Raw genomic sequence first — 15,778 nt, forward strand, 5'->3', positions numbered from 1 at the left:
CAGGAGAGTTCAGCGTGAATGTATCAGGTATTCCTCCCCCGCAGCAGCGTTGTTTAGCCAGTCAGTTTCCGAGAGGGTTGGATTGGAGAAGCAAACAGTTCGTAGCTGAAGAGGGGCCGAGCAACTACACCCTATGACGCAAGGGGGATGAACTCCTTGCGAAGGCAACGGTGCTCCTTGTGGCAAGGCTTCTTTTACTCCAGGGTGGTAGGGTAAGGAGGTGGTTGCTCAAGCAGCTGTAAATAAAGCCTGCAAAACTTTCGATTGCTTCCTTACTTTTGCTTGGCATTTTGCCCCTCGGCGGCCCGATGCTACTGGTAGGTGGGAGCATGAAAACTGCTTTTGCCCAATCTTCTGCTCCGCCTATCCCCATTAAGGAAGCTATTCGGATCGCTCGATCTGCTGTTCCCAATGCTGTGATCAAAGAAGTTGAGTTGGAGCGCGAAGATAGACGCCTAGTTTGGGAAGTGAAATTTACCAACGATATTGAAGTCAAGATCGATGCCACTACCGGTGACATTGTCGATATCGACGACTAGCACCCAGGAGATGCCCCCTGCATAGGCGGGGGTGAGCGTTGCCGGAAAAGGCTGTAGCTGCTACTGCTTGATGAAAAAGTAGCGACCTTGAGAACTGCGAAAGCTGGGTTGTGCAAAGGTCAGGGATCCCTTTCCTTTTGGGCATGGGGAAAGCGTCTACACGGTAGCTGCCTGATGGCTGAAGCCGGTTCGACAGCTGGCTAGGGACAGGTGGTGGGGTCAGGCTGAGCTAGAATGCTGTCTATCCGTCTTGCTGCTCCCCCTGATGGACGACCCCCCTTTAGCCTCGACGGCTGCTTTCCCCAACACCGAGCTTTCGTGGGGAGATGCGTCGCTTAGTCTCCTTTGGGTCATCGGTCTTCTGGTCATCAACGCTTTCTTTGTCGCAGTCGAGTTTTCCTTGGTATCGGCGCGGCGCTCCCGCATGGTGCAGTTGGCCAGCGAAGGGAACCGGCAGGCGGCAATTGTGCAAAAAGCCCAGGAACAACTGGAATATGCCCTCTCCACCACACAGTTGGGCATTACTCTGGCCAGTGTATTGCTGGGCTGGATCGGGGCTACGCAAGTGGCGCCGACGCTGTTTCTGGCCTTGAGGCAGTTGGCTTGGCTTCAGAACCTGGATCCGGCCCTTGTTCGAGGGGTGGCAGTGGTGTTGGTGTTTTCGCTGCTCACCTACTTTCAGATTGTGGTGGGGGAGCTGATCCCCAAGACTCTGGCCATCCTCTATTCCGAGCCGATTGCGCTGCAACTGGCCTGGCTCAATCGTTTGGTCAGCCGTATTCTAAGACCTTTTGTAGAGCTGCCCCGCTTTTCCTCTCGGTGTGTGCTGCGGCTTTTGGGAGTCCAGATTCCGGAGGCCAGCTCCTTTTACAGCACCATGACGGTGGAGGAGTTGCAACTGCTGATCGCCTCTTCGGTGGAGTCGGGCAACATTGAGGCGGAAGAGCGAGAGCTTTTGAGCAACATCTTCGAGTTTGGCGAGACGGTAGCTAGCGAGGTGATGATCCCGCGTACCAGCATCGACGCGGTGCCGGAAACTGCAACGGTGCAAGAGGTGCTGGCCGAGGTGGCCGAATCAGGACACTCCCGTTACCCGGTCTACGGCGAGTCTTTGGATGACATCCGCGGGCTGATCCACGTCAAGGAAGTCATTGGGGAGCTGGCCAAGGGATCCATCGACCTCCACAGCCCCATCACGCCTTTTATCCGCGAGGCCCACTTTGAGCCGGAGAACAAGCCAATTGCGGAACTGTTGCCCGAAATGAGGCAGCACCACTGGCCGATGGTGGTGGTGGTGGATGAGTTTGGCGGCACGGCGGGCCTGATCACCATTCAAGACTTGGTGGAGGAGATTGTCGGCAAGCTCTCCGATGGCCCGGATCCCAACACCAAGGAGCCGGACATCCAAGAACTTGACGAAAATACCTTGCTCATCCAGGCTCAGCTAGATATTGAAGAGATCAACGAGCGCTGTGGCCTCAACCTGCCTCTGCACAAGGATTACCAAACGCTGGGGGGCTTTTTGATCTACCACATGCAGAAGATCCCACGTGCTGGGGAAAAGTTCACCTACAAAGAGATGGAGTTTCAGGTGGTGCGCATGGAGGGGCCACGGGTGGATCGGGTGAAGGTAGCCCGCCGCCCCGGCACCCCGGCAAACTCCCTACCGCTGCTCCCCCCGGCGCAAACGGCAAAAGCCCGTCCATAAACCTGCTGGAGAGGACTAGGCCGTTGCTTTGACCACCTTCAGGGTTTGTAGGCGCACATCCTCTGGGCCGTTGATAAAGCCGCCTGCCTCATGCACCAACAGCAGATAGTTCACCGCCTCTTGAGTCACCTCTTCTCCCGGCACCAAAATCGGGATCCCAGGTGGATAGGGGGAGATGATCTCGGCGCAGATATGGCCCACTGCTTCTTGGAAAGGCACCCGCTGAATGGGAGCAAAAAAAGCCTCCCGGGGTGATAGCCGTTGTGGTGGCAAGCAAGGACGGGGCAGTTGTGCCAGCCGCTGCATTTTTTCCATTGCCGCTCTGGATGGGCGGGATCCCTGAAAATGTTGCGACAGGGCGGCGAAACTTTCCACCAGGCGGTCAATGTCTCGCTGGGTATTGCCGATGCTGACAATGAAGACCACATTGTGCAGGGTGGACATCTCCGGCTGCACGTGGAAGTGATCGTTAACCCAGTCGTGAGCGTCGAAGCCGAACAACCCCAGCTCTGTCACCGTTACCGTGAGACGGGTGCGGTCGAAATCGAAAAAACCAGGGGTGGAGCCGATACGCTCTGGGCCAAAACAGCGCAAGCCGGGGATGCGGTTGAGACGGGCGCGGGCTTGATCTGCCAAAGCCAAGGCTTGGCCCAGCAGGGCTTCTCCCTCCAGTGCCATCTGCCGCCGTGCCACATCCAGCGACATCATCAGCACATAGCTGGGACTGGTCGATTGCAGCAGTTGCAGAATGTTGCGCACCCGGTTGGGGTCGATACGGGATCCCTTGAGGTGCAGCATCGAGGCCTGGGTCATGCCGGAGATCACCTTGTGGGTGGACTGCACCACCAGATCCGCACCGGCTTCTAGGGCCGAGATGGGCAATTGCGGATGAAACCCAAAGTGGGGCCCGTGGGCCTCATCCACCAGCAGCGGCAGGCCGTGGGCATGGGCGATGGAGGCCAAAGCCTGCACATCGCAGCAGACCCCGTAGTAGGTGGGGCTGACTACCAAAACGCCTTTGGCATCGGGATGCTCCGCCAAGGCCCCCTCCAAACCGGCTGGGGTAATCCCGTGGGCAATGCCCAGCTCCGGGTCAAAATCCGGCTCGATATAGGCCGGCACCGCCCCAGAGAGGATCACCCCGGCAATGGCGGATTTGTGGCAGTTGCGCGGCAAGAGGATCTTGTCTCCCGGATCGCACACCGCCATCACCAGCGTTTCCACGCCGCAGGTGGAACCGTTGACCAAAAACCAACTGCGATCGGCGCCGTAGGCCGCTGCAGCCAGCTCCTGGGCCTCCCGGATCACGCCATCGGGATCGTGGAGGTTGTCCACCTCTGGCAACTCGGTCAGATCCGCCCGGAAGACGTTCTCTCCCAGAAAGGTCCGCAAGTCGGCAGGGATCCCACGTCCCTGTTTGTGGCCTGGCGTGTGAAAAGGAGCCTTATCCAAGCTGCAATAGTGGCGGATGGCCTCAAAAAGAGGTGCTCGCTCCTGGGCTTTGCGATCCAGCGAGCGCAAATGACGGGAGATTTTGGACAGATCGGACAGAACCACAGACCACTCCTCAACACACCAGGTGGGCATTTTGTGATTATCCATCCCAATGGAGGCTAAGTCCACCGCTGGCGCTTTTCCTGCTAGCCTGGGTTTTCAGGTGGCCTTTCTTCCTCTCCTGTATGTTTGAAAAACTGCCCTTCCCCCTGAGCACTCTCGTGTTGCTGGCCGGCGTTGCCGCCACGGCTTGGGGCTTTGCCCACTACAACGATCCCACCCTCAATCTCATCGGCCTGTTTGCCGGGATCCCCTTGCTGTTGGGAGGGATAACCATGAAGGTAGTGGAACTCAAGCCGGTACCTGCCCTGGCCGCCCCTTCTCTCGAGGTGATCCAAGCCCGCGCCCAGCAGGCCACGGAAATTCAAAAGCAAGTCCGCGCCGATATCACCAAATATAGCTACGGGGCTAATGCCCACCTGGAAGATGCCCTGGAGTTTCTGGGTCTGCGCGGCCCTCTGGAAGCAGATCTGCCCAAGGTGAGAGGGTACAGAGAAGAGCTGCGAGATGGCCGGTATACCTTGGTGCTTCTGTTCGATTCCCCCAAGGTTCCCTTCCAACAATGGCAGGAAAGCTACCAGAAAAAAATGCAAGGCTTCTTTGGCCGAGATGTGGAGGTGCAACTGGGGCAGCCCCAAGAAAATCAGGTGGAATTGGCGCTTGTTGCCCGAGGTGGATCCCAGGCCACTTGAAGAAGCCATTAGCTGCTGAATGCAACTCAACGGATCCCGAAGCTAATGCAGCCAGTAACTCAGGACTGTCGAGAGTTAACTCATGAGGGGTGTGGGGAGCTATGGGTCCTGCGCTGTGCCTATAGTATCAGTGTTGGGAGGATGTCACGAAACTTGGCAGTTCGGCATAACCCTATTTTACGGATTGGGAATTTTACGGATTGGGAGGAAGACCAAAAGCAACATTATCATCCATAATGTAGGGCGTTAGCATGAAGACCACCTCATTGCGCTCGTTATTCACACTCTGAGAGCGGAACAAAGCACCCAAAAGAGGCAAGTCGCCTAGGAAAGGCACTTTTTGAACGTCAACAGTGTCTCTGTCTTGAATGAGGCCAGCAATAATAAAGGTTTGCCCATCTCTTAACCTGAGCTGAGATGCTTCCAGCCGCCTTCTGTCGATGTTAAAAAGTTGAATGCCTGCGAAGTCTCCGCCTTCCAATACTTGAATGGGTACAGGAATAGAAATTTCCGGCTGAATGGTCAGGGTAACAAACCCATTGTCATCTATTCTAACTTCTGAGACGTCAAGGATAACCCCGGCATCCTCTCGCTGCAAACGCTGAGTAACAACTGGAGGCTGGTTTTCGCCCTGGGGTATGGTGATGGTTTCAACGTTAACAGGCACGCTGGTTGCAATGCTAATTCGACTGGATCCGCCATCTGCCACCACAACTTTGGGGTCAGTTAGAATTTTTCCAGTTCCATTTCGTATTGCAGACTCCACTCTTAGAGCCAAAGACTGCTGCAGCCGGTTGAGAGTGTTAAATATTCCCGTGATGGATCCTGATGGGCCTGCAGGGCCGATAGAGCTTACCGAGGATCCCGCAGGTTGATTGAGCGGTTGACCACCAAAGTTGGCGTCCCCTAAAGTTCCGACAGCAAAGTTGCCAGAAGCTCCCCCTAGTTTGATCGAAAGGCTCTCGTTGTTATTTAGCCGAATATCAACTGCCCTCAGGGAAATCAAAACCTGTCGCCGACGCACATCCAATTGGGCAATCTGAGCAGCCGCGATGTCCTGCTGCCGCGAGTTGCCGATCACCGTAATGGAGTTGGTGCGCTCGTCCACAACGAATTGGGCACCGGGAGCAACGGCGTTCAAAACTCCTTCCAGCCGACTGGCCAAATCGGTGGCGACTGCCTGATTCACGCGGTAATTGCGCACCAGGATCCCAGTCACCCCTGGCAGGTTTTGTCCAACAAATACGGTTTGGCCCCTTCGCTGGGCCTGCAACTGTTTTAGCCGCAAGATAAAGTTGAATGTCTCCTGTAAGGGCGAGTCTTGCACATCCAGAGAGATGGTTAGATCGGGTGGGACGTCGTTGAGCACCACATTCAACCCTGCTCGCCGCACCAACAAGCTCAGCACATCGCCCACAGGAGCATCTTTCAAGGTCAAGCTAATCCTGGCATTGGATCCGAGATCCACTGTAGGTGGATCAGGCAGGATTGTGCCAACGGCAATATCGCCGGCAGGAGGAGCCACAGCTCTCCCCTGAAAAGGAGATTCGGTGGGCAAACTTCCCGGCGGCAATTGAGGTTGGTTGAGCTGGCCCACAGGGGGGACCTGAGAAATCACGGGTGCAGCAGGAACAGCAGGTGCAGGAGGAGCCGCTTGAGTTGTCTGCGGAGGGGCAGGGTTTTGAGCGACCGGTTGGGAGGCAGGGGCAGGAGCTGCGGGCTGAGGAACAGGAGCCACGGGCTGAGGTCGGTTTAGTGACGCCGGTTGGCCGGGCGCTGCTTGGTTGGACGAGGGTTGAGGGGGAACCGCCGCTAGGGGAGCCAGTGGGGCAGAGGGTAGGCCCTCAAAGTCGAAGACCAACTGCGTCGGGCTGCGCCGAGCCAGCAAGCCTTGGGGAGCTGCGGCCACACCGGCTATTTCTATCCGCACGCTGTCGTTGCTCAACTGCCAGGCCTCAATGAAGCGCACCCCCGGCAGGGGAGACTCTTGGCGATAGCGGCCCTGGCTTCCGCTCAATTGAGCATTGGTGATGTCCCCGATCCAAGATTGTCCCTGCTGGGTAAAGAACACCTGTGGGCGAGCGCCCCCTTCGGTGTTGATCTCCAACTGCATGCGGTTGCCGTTGGGCACCAGGCGGATATCTGTGATGCGGCTGAGGCGTTGCGGGTTTGCGGAGGTCAACTGTTGAGCGGCTGCCTCATTGACCCGGCTTTCTAAGGCCAATGGGGGCAGGGACAGGATCAAGCCCAACGCACACCCATAAGCAACTCGACGGTTCATTATCCTCACACCTCACTCCTTCACCCAGTCGTATTCTTGCTTCACCTCGCCACGGGTGCCTTTGGCCTCGTTCACCCCGTGCTTCCCTGATCAAAGCCGAAATCTCGGACTTTGCCACTACCTGTAGCCGTTTCGGAAGAAATTTTTCCCAGATCTTCGATTCGGCAACACTATCCGTGCTGAACCGGCGGTTGTTCCCGTCTTCTGAAAACCAGAGGGGATCCCGCACTGGCAGGATCTCCCCCTGAGTCAAGGCATGGCTGGGCTACTGACCAGGTGCCGTTTGCCCTTCAGGTGGAGGAGCAGTGCCCAACGGAACGTCTTTGTTGTAGATGTAGGCAATCAAATCAAAAGCAGCGTCCAGTTCCCCTGTGTCTTGAACAGGATTTAAGCTGATGTTGCTCACCCGGAACAGCGTGCGCAGACGTTCTATATCGCCCATCAGATTGATCAGCTCCGTATAGGGGCCACGCAGAGCGACACGGGTGGTCTGCACTTGGATGGCGGGAGCGATGATCCCAGGCACTTCCGGATTGGCCGAAGACGCTGGAGTCAGTGGAGAAGGGCTAAAGCTGCGCAGCTCGCTGTTGGGCTGCCCCTGCACCAGCCGGTTGAGATCCAGCAGTTGCGTGTCGGCATTCTCGGGGGTGGAGAGCAGGGCACTGATCTGTTCCCGCTCCACGCGAGCTCTCTCGACCTGATTGGGCACATCTTGCAAACTGGCAATCTGGCTCTTTATGTCCTGCAACTGGGTGGTTTTGTTGGCTACCTCCCTTTCCAAAGCCTGTACCTCCTCGATCAAGGGGCGAAGTTGGGTGAAGGCCAGAAACCCCGCCGCGCCTAGCCCTGTGATCCCGATTAAAAGACCAATTCGAATGGGGGTCAGCTCCACGCCCAGCAGTACCGGCGGCCCTGCCGGGGGAACCACCAGTTGTTCGTCGGGAAAACCTTCAACCGATCCAGTCATCAGTTCGCCTCCACTCGACGCAAAATGCGGATCTTTTCAACCAAGCCTATCGCTCCCCGCTGCTCCAGCTCGCGGGTAAATTCTGGGTCGGGATCCCCCAGGGTACGGATGGTTACGGTTATGCCGTAGGTGACGCTGGGCTCGGTTAGGTCTGTGCCGTCCACCCGGGAGCTGCTGTTCAGGACGGCGCTGGTAACAAAGTTGGAATCCAGCAGGGTGAGCAAAAAGTCGTTCACCAGGGGAAAGTCCAGCGCCCCTCCTTGGATATTGACAGTATCCCCGGAAGCGCTGATGTTGGTTATCCATACCCCCTGGCCGGGGATCTTGCGCCGCAGCTCTTCCAAGATGGCCGACCAAGGCTGGACGGATCCCAGAAAGGAGCGGAACCCTTCCGTTTGGGCGCGAATGGTTTGCAGCTCTTGATTGGCATTCTGCAGCTGGGACAACTCAGCATTGGCTGTGCTGAGCTCACTGTCAAGGCGAGCCCGCTCCGCCCTCAAGGTTTCTCTCTGGCGGGAAAAGCTGTCTTGGAAATACCAAAAAGCTCCCATCGCTACAGCAGCAACAGCAACCCCCAGGCCAATGGCCGGGATCCAATTCTGGGATCCCTCTGCGGCCTCAGCTGCGACTACTGCTCCCCCACCTGTTCGAGCTGTGGTGAGGACATCCGGCCTTTCTTTGAGGAAATTGATCTCCGGTGTGTACATCTCTTTAACCGCCTTGTGCTCTATTCCATCGGTTGGGCGAGCTTGCGCTGCCTGCTGCCGCTACTTGGTGTCTTCCCGTAACGCCAACCCCAGGGCCACTCCCATTGCTGGGCGTTCCTCCAGGGGCAGTTCCACTGAATCCGGCACGACAATGTTGCCAAAGGGATCCGCCAACTCCACCGCCACGCTCAACGACTGAGATAAGAAGCCGTCGATTTGGCCGATGCTTGCTCCAGTTCCGGCCAGCAGTACTTTCACCACAGGCGAGCTGCTTTCTGTGCTCGTAAAGAAGTCGATGGAGCGCTTCAGTTCATCCGCCAAATCGGAGACAACGCGCGTTACTGCTGCTACACCGGGATTGCTGGGCGCTGGCTGTTCTCCCGTGGCCAAAACATCGGTGGGGTTGATCAAGGGTAACCTCAGAGTTCGCAACAGGTCGCCGGTGCGGCTAACCGGCAGATTCAGGGATTGGGCCAGCACCTGCCGCATGTGGATGGTGCCGATGTTGACGGTGCGGGTAAATTGCGGGATCCCGTTCACCAAAATGCTGATCTCGCTGCTGTCGTAGCCGATGGAGCTGAGCAACACGGCCTCTTGGGGGCCGTACTGGATTAGCTGATCGCGGATGGTGCGAATGAGGGAGAAGCTGGCCAGCTCCACACAGCGCACCTGCAAGTTGGCCACCTGCAGCACCTCCAGGTAGTTGTCCACCACCTCTTTGGGGATGGCCACCAGCAAGACTTCGATGCGCTCAATGCCATCCTGGGAAAGATCAAGACCCAAGGGCTGGTAGTCGACATCCGCCTGATCCCGCGGATAGGGAATGTAAAGTTCGGCCTCCTGCTCCAAAACCACCCGGCGCAGCTCATCGGCAGGTAGGTCGGCAGGCAGGCGAATGAGACGAACGATGGCCTCCCTTACGGGCACTGCTGTGGCTGCCGGCAGGTTGGTGGGCACTTTGTTTTCATTGAGCAAATTCATCAGGATCAAGCCAACTGTGCTCGGATCGAGGATGCGCCCTTCGACCATCGCCCCTTCCGGCATGTCCACGCTGTGGTAGTGGGCCAGACGATAGCGACCATTGCCCTGCTTTTTCAATTGGGCAACGGCGATGCGCTCGGGGTTGATGTCCACCCCAAGCATGGTTCGGGTTTTGGAACCACCAAGAAAACTAAACACGCCGGGAAACCCCGCCCTTTGCGCTACTGCTAGAGGCATACTACCCAATTTGTAGGTGGGTTACCACTGTTCGCCATTGGCCGCGGGGAAATCCTTGTCTGGGCCGATCCCTCCCTGCCAGCCGCAAGTGCAGGGCTTGCGCGGTGTTGAGCGGTGTTGGAAATTCGCTTGACTCAACGGGTCTGTTGCCGCGCCCACTCACGGAACTGTTGTAACCGCTCACAACCCTTCTTCCTCGAGGGCCTGGACGTTTTGCACAATCCGGGAGAGCTCGTTTTTCTCATCCACATTGATGCGAGTCGGGGATCCGCTGATAATGCGCTCGTAGCCCCGGAAGGAATCGCGGATTTGGATGCCCGCGTTGGAGATGAGGTACTCGCGGATCCCTTTGTCGTGCCAGGATCCCCGCATTTTGAAGACGTTGAGGGCGCGGGCCATTTCTCCGCGGATCTCCACGTATTGCAGCAGGATAATCGTGTCGGTGATGGTGGAGATGTGGGATTCGGTGATGGAATGGGATCCCATGAATTGGTCGGTGGTGTTGGTGAAAAAGCCGGTGATCTCCTCCTGCTTGGCCAGGCCAGTTACCCCGATTACAAACTGGCGGAAGGCATTTTGGCTCACTCCCCGCGCCAGGGCTGACAGGGAGTCGATGGCCATGCGGGAGGGCTTGAAGGCCATCATCTCGGTTTTGATCTTCTGCAGGTGGTCTTCCAGGCCGGCAGATTCTGGGTAGGCGCAGATGATCTTGAGGAGGCCCCGCCGCTCGAACTCTTCCAGGTCAATTCCCCAGGAGGAGGCGTTGCGGGACAGCTGCGCCCGCGACTCTTCGTAGGCAAAGAGAATGCAGCGTTCCCCATCCAGGCAGCCCCGCTCCAGGAATTTGCTCACCAGCGAGGTTTTGCCCGTGCCGGTGGCGCCGGTGGCCAAAATAATCGAGTCCTTGAAGAAACCGCCGCCGCACATTTCGTCCAGCTTCTCGATGCCGGAGGAGACCCGCACGTTGGAGGAGCGCTGCGTCAGCTGCATGGCTCCCAAGGGGAAGATGTTGATCCCGTCGTTGGTGATGGTGAAGGGATATTCCCCCTTCATGTGGGTGGTGCCCCGCAGCTTCAAGATCTCAATGGTGCGCCGCCGTTTCTCTCCCTCCAGGATGTTGCGTAGGATCACCACGTTATCGGAGACGAATTCCTCTACGCCGTAGCGGGCGATGGGGCCGTACTCGTCGGTGCGCTCCGTGGTCATGACGGTGGTGACGTTGGCCTGCTTGAGGCGGGCCGTCAGGCGGAACAGCTCCCGCCGCACCACACCGGCAGGGTCGTATTGCTGAAAGATGGCTGTCACCGAGTCGATGGAGACCCGCTTGGCTTTGTATTTGCGAATGGCGTACTGGATGCGCTCGATGAGGGCCGACAAATCAAAGTTGCCGCTCACCTCATAGCCTTCGGGATCGGGGGAGGCATCCAGGATAAACAGTTGGCCCCTGTCGATGAGGGCCTGCAGATCCCAGCCAAAGCTGGAGGCATTGCGAATGATATCGGCGGGGGTTTCCTCGAAGGTGACGAAGATCCCCGGCTCTTGATACTTCACGATGCCGTTGTAAAGGAACTGCATGGCAAACAGGGTTTTGCCGGTGCCGGAGGTGCCGCTGACCAAGGTGGTGCGTCCCAGGGGTAGCCCACCGTGACTGATGTCTTCAAAGCCCTCGATGCCCGTCTGTTTTTTGGGGATCCCTCGCAGCTCTGAGAGATCCGCTCGGTGGTTGTCTGGGGTTGGTTCGGTGGAGTCCTCTGCGGTGTTATCTTGTGGCTTTTCTGGCTCAGAAGGCCCCAATGACTGGTTCATCCCACTCTCCTTGCTCCTGCAGCCTGTCTCAAGCCTCTTCGTCCAATTCTTCGTAGAGCAGATCCAGGCCGATGAGCACTTTCTCGCGGTTGGACAGATCGCCAATAATCTTCCGCACCGGTGGCGGCAGGATTTTGGCCAAGGTCGGCGTTGCCAAGATCTTATCTTCCTCTGCCAGTTGCGGATTTTTCAAGACATCGATCACCTTCAGGCTGTACACGCCGCGGAACTCCTTTTCCAAGATGTCTTGCAAGGTGCTGAGGGCACGCAGAGAATTGGGGGTGTTGCCCGCCACGTAGAGCTTGAGAACATAGGCTTTGCGAGTGGACATATCTAAGGATCCCTTGGAGCGGTTTTGGGAATGGAGCGGCGGTACATTTCGCTCAGGTGGGCCATCACATCGATCAGGGTAAGGCGGTAATCCAGCAGGATCTCTTCGCTGCGGCCTTCCAGCTTCAATTGTTTGGCAAAGTCTTCCATCAAGTTCATGTGCAGCTCCAGCAGTTGAGCAGCGCCGATATCGGCAAAAAAGGCCAAGGCCACCAGTTCATCGATGCGGGCATTGGCGGTTTCGGGAGACTGAAAGTATTCCAGGACAATCGCCTGGTAAAGGCCGCGCAGCCGTTGCATCAAAGCTCGCTGCTCGTGGGGCGGAAGGCGGCGATAAAACAGCTCCGGGTCACGATGATAGTACACTCCGGCATAGCTCAGCCGTTCTCGCAATTTCTCCGCCAGCCGTCGCTGTTGTTGGTTGCTGTAGGCCAGGTAGGGCTGATCGCTGGGATGCACTGGGCCCTGCGGGAGGCCGCAAGTGGGAGACATCTGCAGAAACAAGGCGATGGCCCGATCCACCAGCAGCTCCAAGACGGAAGGGGATCCCGAAGCGGTACAGTCGGCCCGCACCTGCCCCTTCAGCTCCTGTGGCGAAATGGGACGGACGAGGGTGGCGTTGTGGTAGAAAAACTGCTCTCGCTTGAGCAATGCTTTCACCAAAGATGAGGTGGCAGGGATCTCTCCTTCCGTCTCCGGTGTTTCCTTTTGCAGGTGGGATTCTTCCAGCACAATCGCCAACACCGTCGGCAGCAGCAGTCCCCACGCGCAGAGCTGATTGCCCAGATCGTGCAGCTCTTGCAGCCGAGTGGGATCCACCAGGAGCACCAAGCAATCGACATGGCCGTCTTGTCTCCTGAGAGCCTCTAGGAAGGTAGCTTGATCCTGAAAACACTCGACAACAAAGCGTTCAGGGGGTAGCCAGTCCTCGCAAGCTAGGGGCTCTCCTGCTGGCGGCTCCCAATCCAGCAACAGGTTGATGCGCAGTGGATGGGTGTCAGGCAACAAGACAAAGGATGAAGATATGCTTCCTATCTTAAATCTGACCGGGATCCGCGCTCACCGGCCAGAGGAAAAGAGCGGGAGAAAAACCTAAACTAGGGGTGAGTGAGCTGCTGCCGAGATCCCTATGGTGCCCCTGATCATCGACTGTGACCCTGGTCAAGACGATGCGGTGGCTCTGTTGTTGGCCATGGCGTCGCCAGAAGAGCTGCAATTGCTGGGCATTACCACGGTGGCCGGCAATGTCTCCTTGGACAAAACCAGCCGCAATGCTCGACAGATCTGTGAATTGGCCGGTCAGCCGCAGATGGGGGTGTATGCCGGCTGCCCCCGACCTCTCTTGCGCCCTCTGGAAACCGCCGAGCAGGTGCATGGCAAAACCGGGATCGACGGAGCGGATCTGCCGGAGCCCCAGATGCCTTTGGGATCCCAGCATGCAGTGCCCTATCTCATCGAGACGCTGATGGCTGCCCCTGAGCCGGTTACCTTGGCTTTGCTGGGCCCGATGACCAACTTGGCAGTGGCCCTGGTGCAGCAGCCCCGGATTGTGGAGCGCATCCAGCGGCTGGTGTTTATGGGGGGATCCGCCTTTGAGGGGAATGTTACCCCGGCAGCCGAGTTCAACATCCTCACCGATCCCCACGCCGCCCAGATCGTGCTCAGCGCCGGGATCCCGGAGGTGGTGATGCTGGGCTTGCACGTCACCCAACAGGTCCTCAGCACGCCGGAGCGGATTGAGCGCATCCGCGCCCTGGGCACCCGCGTTGGGCAGACGGTGGCCAATATGCTCACCTTTTACGGTAAGGTCGACGTAGAACGCTACGGGCTACCGGGAGGGCCATTGCACGACCCTTGTGTGATTGCCTATCTGTTACAGCCGCAGTTGTTCGAGCTCAAGCCCTGCTACGTCGAGGTGGAAACGGCTAGCCCCTTGAACCTGGGCCGGACGGTGGTGGATCGCTGGGGATCCAGTGGTCGCCTCGCCAATGTTCAGGTGGCTTTTGGGGTGGATGCCCAGGGGTTTTACCACCTGCTCACCGAGCGCCTGGGCCGTTACCGATAATTCTGATAGTTCTGATCCTTGAGGCCAGATCCGAAGGTGGAGAATCCCAGCGCCGTCCAACGTGCCAAGCTGGAGTGGGTGAACCTGCCCACCGCCGTCACCCTGCTGCGGCTGGCAGGGATCCCTTTTGTTTTGCTGGGCCTGAGCCTGCGATCCCCACTGGGGGAGAGGTTGGCCCTCTGGGCGTTCCTGTTGGCGGCAGCAACCGATTGGCTGGATGGCCATTTGGCCCGCCGTTATGGCTTGGTAACCGATATGGGCAAGTTTTTGGATCCTCTGGTGGATAAGCTGCTGGTGTTGGCGCCGCTGCTGGGCCTGCTGGAACTGGGGCGGATCCCCGCTTGGGGCGTGTTTTTGCTGGTGGGGCGGGAGCTGGCCATCGCCGGCTGGCGGGTCAACCAAAGCCAAATCCGCGGTGCCAATTTCTGGGGCAAAGCCAAGACGGTAACCCAAATCCTGGCCATTGCTTTGCTGATTTTGGGGTGGCCGGGAGGGATCCCTTGCTTTTGGGTGGCGGTGGTTCTCACCCTGATCTCGGGCCTGACCTACCTGCACACCGATCATCCCCATCATGCGCAGTCACCCGGCAGGCCATAGCCCTTGTCAGATCCCCCCGCCCCTCGCCGACAGAGGAGACACCCCACCTGAGCAGCGCATCCTCGGCCTAGATCCAGGTCTGGGAACCATGGGTTTTGGTTGCATTCTGGCGGGATCTGCGGGGTTGAAACCTGTGGATTATGGGGTGATCAGCACCCCCAGCCAACACTCGATGCCGGAGCGGCTGCAAACGCTGCACGAGGATTTGAGCCAGTTGCTGCGCCAACTGCGCCCGCATCAGGTGGGGCTGGAAAAACTTTTTTTCTACAAAATGGGCAATACCATTGCCATCGCCCAAGCCCGTGGCGTGATCCTGCTCACCTTGGCCCAGCATCATCTGTTGCCGGTGGAGTTTACGCCCGCCCAAGTCAAGCAAAGTTTGACAGGCTACGGACGCGCCGACAAGCAGGCTGTACAAGCTGCCGTGGCCCGGGAACTCAACCTGCCCAGCTTGCCCCGCCCGGATGATGCCGCCGATGCCTTGGCGATTGCCATCACAGTCTGGCACCACCGCTTCTCTTGAGGGATCCCCTCCCTGTCAATCCCCTACCTTTAGCAGAGATAAAGATTGGCCAATAAAGATGGGCTAGACTCAGTACAGCGAGAAGCACAAGCCCTATGCCTTCTTCTTCCGTGGATGTTCGCGAGCTACCGCTGTTTCCCTTGCCGGAGGTGGTGCTGTTTCCGGGCCGACCTCTGCCGCTGCACATTTTCGAGTACCGCTACCGCATGATGATCAACACCATTCTGGAGACGGATCGCCGCTTTGGGGTGCTGATGTTCAATCCCCAGACGGGATCCCCGGTGCGGGTGGGCTGTTGTGCTGAGGTGTTGCAGGTGCAGCGATTGCCGGATGACCGCATGGACATTTTGACCTTGGGGCAGCAGCGCTTCCGCGTCTTGGATTACGTGCGGGAAAAACCCTTCCGGGTGGGGCTGGTGGAATGGATTGAGGATGAGCCGACCACCCCTTCCGATGACCTGCAGAGCTGGGTGCGCCAGGTTACCACTCTCCTTCAAGATGTGGTGCGTCTCTCGGGCAAGCTAATGGAGCGGGATGCACAGTTGCCGGAGCAGCTCCCCACCACCCCCATAGAACTGTCCTACTGGGTGGCTAGCCACTTCCATGGGGCCCCCCAAGAGCAGCAAGCTCTGCTGGAAATGGTCAGTACCGAAAGGCGGCTGCGCCGGGAAGCCGAAATTCTCGAGTCCACCCGCAAGCACTTGGCCGCCCGCACGGCCCTCAAGGATCTGTTCACGGAAATTTCCTGAGGTTCCTGTCAGTTGGTCAGCTAGAAATCGCAGGAGCCCCGC

The 15,778-nt window shown here is 58.0% G+C and carries 15 protein-coding genes; 7 read left to right on the top strand and 8 right to left on the bottom strand.

Annotation, left to right across the window (positions count from 1 at the left end):
- Nucleotides 1–329 precede the first annotated feature (329 nt).
- Both NW815_RS03360 and NW815_RS03365 read left to right on the top strand, forming a co-directional pair.
- Complete coding sequence (locus NW815_RS03360; protein WP_414388724.1) at nucleotides 330–539, top strand: PepSY domain-containing protein; 210 nt, start codon at nucleotides 330–332, stop codon at nucleotides 537–539.
- 265 nt (nucleotides 540–804) lie between these two features.
- Nucleotides 805–2,247 (top strand): hemolysin family protein, encoded by a 1,443-nt coding sequence (locus tag NW815_RS03365; RefSeq protein WP_414388726.1) that lies wholly within the window; start codon nucleotides 805–807, stop codon nucleotides 2,245–2,247.
- A 15-nt stretch (nucleotides 2,248–2,262) separates the two neighbouring features.
- Here the strand turns inward: NW815_RS03365 and NW815_RS03370 are convergent, their stop codons facing one another.
- The gene (locus NW815_RS03370) at nucleotides 2,263–3,849 is read right to left on the bottom strand and encodes an aminotransferase class I/II-fold pyridoxal phosphate-dependent enzyme (RefSeq protein ID WP_414415707.1); all 1,587 of its coding nucleotides are present in this window, start codon (nucleotides 3,847–3,849) and stop codon (nucleotides 2,263–2,265) included.
- 77 nt (nucleotides 3,850–3,926) lie between these two features.
- Here NW815_RS03370 and NW815_RS03375 point away from each other — a divergent pair, with 77 nt between their 5' ends.
- On the top strand, nucleotides 3,927–4,493 hold the full coding sequence (locus tag NW815_RS03375) for a DUF2854 domain-containing protein (protein WP_099812264.1): 567 nt from the start codon (nucleotides 3,927–3,929) through the stop codon (nucleotides 4,491–4,493).
- A gap of 193 nt (nucleotides 4,494–4,686) precedes the next feature.
- Here the strand turns inward: NW815_RS03375 and NW815_RS03380 are convergent, their stop codons facing one another.
- The 7 genes from NW815_RS03380 to NW815_RS03410 form a co-directional block, all read right to left on the bottom strand.
- Entirely contained in the window at nucleotides 4,687–6,774 is a 2,088-nt protein-coding gene (locus NW815_RS03380; protein WP_414387896.1) for an AMIN domain-containing protein, read from the bottom strand.
- Between the two features lie 265 nt (nucleotides 6,775–7,039).
- Nucleotides 7,040–7,741 (bottom strand): hypothetical protein, encoded by a 702-nt coding sequence (locus NW815_RS03385; protein WP_414350594.1) that lies wholly within the window; start codon nucleotides 7,739–7,741, stop codon nucleotides 7,040–7,042.
- Nucleotides 7,741–8,448 carry a PilN domain-containing protein gene (locus NW815_RS03390; protein ID WP_414387894.1) on the bottom strand — a complete coding sequence of 236 codons (708 nt, stop codon included), beginning with the start codon at nucleotides 8,446–8,448 and terminating at the stop codon, nucleotides 7,741–7,743. Before NW815_RS03390 ends, NW815_RS03385 begins: the two co-directional genes overlap by 1 nt.
- A gap of 60 nt (nucleotides 8,449–8,508) precedes the next feature.
- Nucleotides 8,509–9,627 (bottom strand): type IV pilus biogenesis protein PilM, encoded by a 1,119-nt coding sequence (gene pilM, locus NW815_RS03395; protein ID WP_414387893.1) that lies wholly within the window; start codon nucleotides 9,625–9,627, stop codon nucleotides 8,509–8,511.
- 219 nt (nucleotides 9,628–9,846) lie between these two features.
- On the bottom strand, nucleotides 9,847–11,472 hold the full coding sequence (gene kaiC / locus NW815_RS03400; protein ID WP_414387891.1) for a circadian clock protein KaiC: 1,626 nt from the start codon (nucleotides 11,470–11,472) through the stop codon (nucleotides 9,847–9,849).
- Between the two features lie 28 nt (nucleotides 11,473–11,500).
- The gene (kaiB, locus tag NW815_RS03405) at nucleotides 11,501–11,803 is read right to left on the bottom strand and encodes a circadian clock protein KaiB (protein ID WP_011430723.1); all 303 of its coding nucleotides are present in this window, start codon (nucleotides 11,801–11,803) and stop codon (nucleotides 11,501–11,503) included.
- A 2-nt stretch (nucleotides 11,804–11,805) separates the two neighbouring features.
- Nucleotides 11,806–12,810, bottom strand: coding sequence for a circadian clock protein KaiA (locus tag NW815_RS03410; protein ID WP_414357426.1), 1,005 nt, complete (start codon nucleotides 12,808–12,810; stop codon nucleotides 11,806–11,808).
- A gap of 121 nt (nucleotides 12,811–12,931) precedes the next feature.
- Between NW815_RS03410 and NW815_RS03415 the strand changes: the two genes are divergently transcribed.
- The 4 genes from NW815_RS03415 to NW815_RS03430 all read left to right on the top strand — a co-directional run bounded on the left by NW815_RS03415 (nucleotide 12,932) and on the right by NW815_RS03430 (nucleotide 15,736).
- Nucleotides 12,932–13,867 carry a nucleoside hydrolase gene (locus NW815_RS03415; protein WP_414382892.1) on the top strand — a complete coding sequence of 312 codons (936 nt, stop codon included), beginning with the start codon at nucleotides 12,932–12,934 and terminating at the stop codon, nucleotides 13,865–13,867.
- A 78-nt stretch (nucleotides 13,868–13,945) separates the two neighbouring features.
- Nucleotides 13,946–14,464: a CDP-diacylglycerol--glycerol-3-phosphate 3-phosphatidyltransferase gene (pgsA, locus tag NW815_RS03420; protein WP_414329287.1), complete on the top strand. Its 519-nt coding sequence runs from the start codon at nucleotides 13,946–13,948 to the stop codon at nucleotides 14,462–14,464.
- Nucleotides 14,465–14,474: 10 nt separating this feature from the next.
- Nucleotides 14,475–14,987 carry a crossover junction endodeoxyribonuclease RuvC gene (ruvC, locus tag NW815_RS03425; protein WP_414329288.1) on the top strand — a complete coding sequence of 171 codons (513 nt, stop codon included), beginning with the start codon at nucleotides 14,475–14,477 and terminating at the stop codon, nucleotides 14,985–14,987.
- A gap of 95 nt (nucleotides 14,988–15,082) precedes the next feature.
- On the top strand, nucleotides 15,083–15,736 hold the full coding sequence (locus NW815_RS03430; protein ID WP_011432147.1) for an LON peptidase substrate-binding domain-containing protein: 654 nt from the start codon (nucleotides 15,083–15,085) through the stop codon (nucleotides 15,734–15,736).
- The last annotated feature ends 42 nt before the right edge of the window (nucleotides 15,737–15,778 follow it).

The organism is Synechococcus sp. R6-7 (genome assembly GCF_047461695.1).
GTDB lineage: Bacteria > Cyanobacteriota > Cyanobacteriia > Thermostichales > Thermostichaceae > Thermostichus.

What these genes read in the sequence shown, in the direction of transcription:
- NW815_RS03360 (WP_414388724.1), top strand. Translation starts at nt 330, where the DNA reads ATGAAAACTGCTTTTGCCCAATCTTCTGCTCCGCCTATCCCCATTAAG.
- NW815_RS03365 (WP_414388726.1), top strand. Translation starts at nt 805, where the DNA reads ATGGACGACCCCCCTTTAGCCTCGACGGCTGCTTTCCCCAACACCGAG.
- NW815_RS03370 (WP_414415707.1), bottom strand. Translation starts at nt 3,849, where the DNA reads ATGGATAATCACAAAATGCCCACCTGGTGTGTTGAGGAGTGGTCTGTG.
- NW815_RS03375 (WP_099812264.1), top strand. Translation starts at nt 3,927, where the DNA reads ATGTTTGAAAAACTGCCCTTCCCCCTGAGCACTCTCGTGTTGCTGGCC.
- NW815_RS03380 (WP_414387896.1), bottom strand. Translation starts at nt 6,774, where the DNA reads ATGAACCGTCGAGTTGCTTATGGGTGTGCGTTGGGCTTGATCCTGTCC.
- NW815_RS03385 (WP_414350594.1), bottom strand. Translation starts at nt 7,741, where the DNA reads ATGACTGGATCGGTTGAAGGTTTTCCCGACGAACAACTGGTGGTTCCC.
- NW815_RS03390 (WP_414387894.1), bottom strand. Translation starts at nt 8,448, where the DNA reads ATGTACACACCGGAGATCAATTTCCTCAAAGAAAGGCCGGATGTCCTC.
- kaiC (WP_414387891.1), bottom strand. Translation starts at nt 11,472, where the DNA reads ATGAACCAGTCATTGGGGCCTTCTGAGCCAGAAAAGCCACAAGATAAC.
- kaiB (WP_011430723.1), bottom strand. Translation starts at nt 11,803, where the DNA reads ATGTCCACTCGCAAAGCCTATGTTCTCAAGCTCTACGTGGCGGGCAAC.
- NW815_RS03415 (WP_414382892.1), top strand. Translation starts at nt 12,932, where the DNA reads ATGGTGCCCCTGATCATCGACTGTGACCCTGGTCAAGACGATGCGGTG.
- NW815_RS03430 (WP_011432147.1), top strand. Translation starts at nt 15,083, where the DNA reads ATGCCTTCTTCTTCCGTGGATGTTCGCGAGCTACCGCTGTTTCCCTTG.